Genomic DNA, 4125 nt, shown 5'->3' with positions numbered 1-4125 from the left:
CGGTTCCAGCCGGCCACCCCGACGTTCCTCAACTCGGGCAAGAAGCAGCGCGGCGAGCCGGTCTCGTGCTTCCTGCTGCGCATCGAGGACAACATGGAGTCGATCGGTCGCTCGATCAACTCGGCGCTGCAGCTGTCCAAGCGCGGCGGCGGAGTCGCGTTGCTGCTGAGCAACATCCGTGAGCACGGCGCGCCGATCAAGAAGATCGAGAACCAGAGCTCGGGCGTCATCCCGATCATGAAGCTGCTCGAGGATTCGTTCAGCTACGCCAACCAGCTCGGTGCCCGTCAGGGTGCCGGCGCGGTGTACCTGCACGCACACCACCCCGACATCTACCGCTTCCTCGACACCAAGCGCGAGAACGCCGACGAGAAGATCCGCATCAAGACGCTGTCGCTGGGCGTCGTCATCCCGGACATCACCTTCGAGCTGGCCAAGCGCAACGACGACATGTACCTGTTCTCCCCGTACGACGTCGAGCGTGTCTACGGGGTGCCGTTCGCCGACATCAACGTGAGCGACAAGTACCACGAGATGGTCGAGGACCGTCGGATCCGCAAGACCAAGATCAAGGCGCGCGAGTTCTTCCAGACCCTCGCCGAGCTGCAGTTCGAGTCGGGCTACCCGTACATCATGTTCGAGGACACGGTGAACCGCGCCAACCCGATCGACGGCAAGATCACGCACTCGAACCTGTGCTCGGAGATCCTGCAGGTCTCGACCGCGTCGACGTTCAACGACGATCTGTCCTACTCCACTGTGGGCAAGGACATCTCGTGCAACCTGGGGTCGCTGAACATCGCCAAGACGATGGACTCGCCGGACTTCGGGCAGACCATCGAGACCTCGATCCGTGGCCTCACCGCGGTGAGTGATCAGACGGCGATCACCTCGGTCCCGTCGATCCAGGAGGGCAACAACAGCTCTCACGCGATCGGCCTCGGCCAGATGAACCTGCACGGCTACCTCGCCCGTGAGCGTGTCTACTACGGCAGCGAGGAGGGCATCGACTTCACGAACATCTACTTCTACACGGTGCTGTTCCACGCGATCCGCGCATCGAACCTCATCGCCAAGGAGCGCGGTCAGTCGTTCGGTGGCTTCGAGAAGTCCAAGTACGCCAGCGGCGAGTTCTTCGACAAGTACACCGATCACGCCTGGGAGCCGGCCACCGCCCGTGTCGCAGAGCTGTTCTCAGAAGCAGGCGTGCACATCCCGACCCAGGACGACTGGCGTCAGCTGCGCGCATCGGTGCGCGAGCACGGCATCTACAACCAGAACCTGCAGGCGGTGCCGCCGACCGGATCGATCAGCTACATCAACCACTCCACCAGCTCGATCCACCCGGTGGCCGCCAAGGTCGAGATCCGCAAGGAAGGCAAGATCGGCCGCGTGTACTACCCGGCGCCGTTCATGACCAACGACAACCTGGACTACTACCAGGACGCGTACGAGATCGGCTACGAGAAGATCATCGACACCTACGCCGCGGCGACGCAGCACGTCGATCAGGGCCTGAGCCTGACGCTGTTCTTCAAGGACACCGCCACCACGCGCGACGTCAACAAGGCGCAGATCTACGCATGGCGCAAGGGCATCAAGACGCTGTACTACATCCGCCTGCGCCAGCTTGCGCTGGAAGGCACCGAGGTCGAGGGTTGCGTCTCGTGCATGTTGTGACCACTCGCCCCTCGGCAACCCCCATCTTCGAATCGACCTGCAGGAGCGCACGATGACGTCCACCCAGAGCCATTCGCCTGCCGACGGCGCGCCGATCAAGTTGGTCAGCCGGGTCTCGGCCATCAACTGGAACCGCGTTCCCGACGAGAAGGACGCCGAGGTCTGGGATCGCCTGACCGGTAACTTCTGGTTGCCGGAGAAGGTGCCGGTGTCCAACGACATCCCGTCGTGGGGCACGCTCACCGATCTCGAGAAGCAGCTCACCATGCGGGTGTTCACCGGCTTGACGCTGCTCGACACCATCCAGGGCACCGTCGGTGCGGTCTCGCTGATCCCCGACGCGGCCACCCCGCACGAGGAGGCGGTGCTCACCAACATCGCGTTCATGGAGTCGGTGCACGCCAAGTCCTACAGCTCGATCTTCTCGACGCTGTGCTCCACCAAGGACATCGACGAAGCCTTCCGCTGGTCGGAGGAGAACGTCAACGTCCAGCGCAAGGCGAACATCGTCATGGACTACTACCGTGGCGACGACCCGCTCAAGCGCAAGGTCGCCTCGACACTGCTCGAGTCGTTCCTGTTCTACTCGGGTTTCTACCTGCCGATGTACTGGTCGAGCCGCGCAAAGCTCACCAACACAGCCGATCTCATCCGTCTGATCATCCGTGACGAGGCCGTGCACGGGTACTACATCGGTTACAAGTACCAGCGCGCGCTGGAGGTGCAGACCCCCGAGCGTCGCCAGGAGCTCAAGGACTACACCTTCGAGCTGCTGTTCGAGCTGTACGACAACGAGACCGACTACACCGAGACCCTCTATGACGAGGTCGGTCTGACCGAGGACGTCAAGAAGTTCCTGCGGTACAACGCCAACAAGGCCCTGATGAACCTGGGCTACGAGGCCATGTTCCCGCGGGACGAGACCGACGTGAACCCGGCGATCCTCTCGGCGCTCTCACCCAACGCCGACGAGAACCACGACTTCTTCTCCGGGTCGGGCAGCTCGTACGTCATAGGCAAGGCCGTCAACACCGAAGATGACGACTGGGATTTCTAGGCAGCCTTCGGCTGGGATTTCTAGCCTCGAGTTGTAGACGCTCCACTTGTGACGAAACGCTCCGGTTGCAACCGGAGCGTTTCGTCGTAACCGGAGCGGGTAGAGCAGTTTTCAGGCAACGCCGCCGTTGACACGGATGATCTGGCCGCTGATCCAGCTCGCTTCCGGCGACGTGAGCAGGGCGACGGCGTCGGCGATCTCACTGACCTCGCCGAGTCGGCCTGCGGGGGAGGCCTTCTCGATCGAGGCGAGCTGCTCGGGGGTCTTGCCGTCGGCGAACATCTCCGACCGGACGAGGCCCGGTGCCACGGCGTTGACGGTGATCCCGCGCGGCGCCAACTCTTTCGCCGCGACCCGGGTGAACGTCTCGACCGCGGCCTTCGCCGCGAGGTAGACGCCCATCCGCGGCGTGGTGATCGCGATGGCGGTGCTGGACAGGTTGACGATCCGCCCGCCGTCGGCGAGATGCCCGGCCGCGACGCGCAATCCGTTGTAGGTGCCCCGCGCGCTGACGTCGAAGACGCGGTCGTAGGCGTCGTCGTCGAGTTCGGACAGTTCACCCAGGACGCTGACACCGGCATTGTTGACCAGGATCCCGACGGCGCCGAATTCCGCACGCGCGTTCGCGAACAGCCGCTCGACATCCGCGGCCGACGCGACGTCGCCGCGTGCGGCGATCGCCCTACCGCCGGCGTCGACGATCGATCGGACCGTCTCGTCTGCGTCGGATGCACCGTGGGCGTAGTTCACCAGGACGGGATGTCCGTCGCGGGCGAGGCGCTCGGAGATGGCGCGGCCGATGGAACGTGATCCGCCGGTGACGATGGCCGCGGCAGGAGTGAGGGTTGTCATGACAACCAGGGTAGGCGCGATCGGTTGTCATGACAACCCGCAGGTCGATACGGTGGTCCCATGACATCAAGTGCTCGCCTCACATCGACGGAACTCGCGCTGTGGCATCAGTTCAAGCTGGTCGGGGAGAAGGTGAACGCGGCGGTCGAGCGCGACATCCTCACGGCGTCGGAGCTGACCGGGGCCGAGTTCGGGGTGTTGACGCGTCTGGTCGATCTCGGCGGTGGCACGCTGCGTCAGGGGGAGTTGGCCACGTCCATGCGGTGGAACAAGAGTCGGCTGTCACACCAGATCACCCGCATGGAGAAGCGAGGCCTGGTGTCACGCGCTGCCGAGGACTCGTCGACGGTGACGGTCAGCATCACCGACGACGGCGAGCGTGCGCTGCGTCCGGCTCGGCCTGCGCACGCCGAGTCGATCCGGGCGAACCTCACCGAGAAACTGACGGCGGATCAGCGGTCGGCGCTGGCGTCGGCGTTCACAGCACTGCTGGAGGACTGACGCAGATCCGCGGCACCTGTCTGCAGACGCGGCAC

The 4125-nt window shown here is 64.2% G+C and carries 4 protein-coding genes; 3 read left to right on the top strand and 1 reads right to left on the bottom strand.

What is annotated here, in order from left to right:
* Together nrdE and nrdF are read left to right on the top strand one after the other, a co-directional pair.
* A partial coding sequence (gene nrdE, locus JHC79_RS22810) for a class 1b ribonucleoside-diphosphate reductase subunit alpha (RefSeq protein ID WP_296395209.1) occupies positions 1 to 1680 on the top strand: 1680 nt, incomplete at its 5' end.
* A 52-nt stretch (positions 1681 to 1732) separates the two neighbouring features.
* Positions 1733 to 2737, top strand: a complete 1005-nt coding sequence (nrdF, locus tag JHC79_RS22805; RefSeq protein ID WP_253662216.1) for a class 1b ribonucleoside-diphosphate reductase subunit beta — start codon at positions 1733 to 1735, stop codon at positions 2735 to 2737.
* A gap of 111 nt (positions 2738 to 2848) precedes the next feature.
* Here the strand turns inward: nrdF and JHC79_RS22800 are convergent, their stop codons facing one another.
* Entirely contained in the window at positions 2849 to 3589 is a 741-nt protein-coding gene (locus tag JHC79_RS22800; RefSeq protein WP_296395204.1) for an SDR family oxidoreductase, read from the bottom strand.
* 60 nt (positions 3590 to 3649) lie between these two features.
* On the opposite strand from JHC79_RS22800, the gene JHC79_RS22795 reads away from it, so the two are divergent.
* On the top strand, positions 3650 to 4090 hold the full coding sequence (locus JHC79_RS22795; protein ID WP_296395202.1) for a MarR family transcriptional regulator: 441 nt from the start codon (positions 3650 to 3652) through the stop codon (positions 4088 to 4090).
* Positions 4091 to 4125: the final 35 nt, after the last annotated feature.

Origin of the sequence: Williamsia sp., from assembly GCF_016462415.1 — a bacterium.
Taxonomy (GTDB): Bacteria; Actinomycetota; Actinomycetes; order Mycobacteriales; family Mycobacteriaceae; genus Williamsia_A.
The sequence above is the reverse complement of the archived record's forward strand: the minus strand, read 5'-3'. Positions and strand labels throughout refer to the sequence as shown.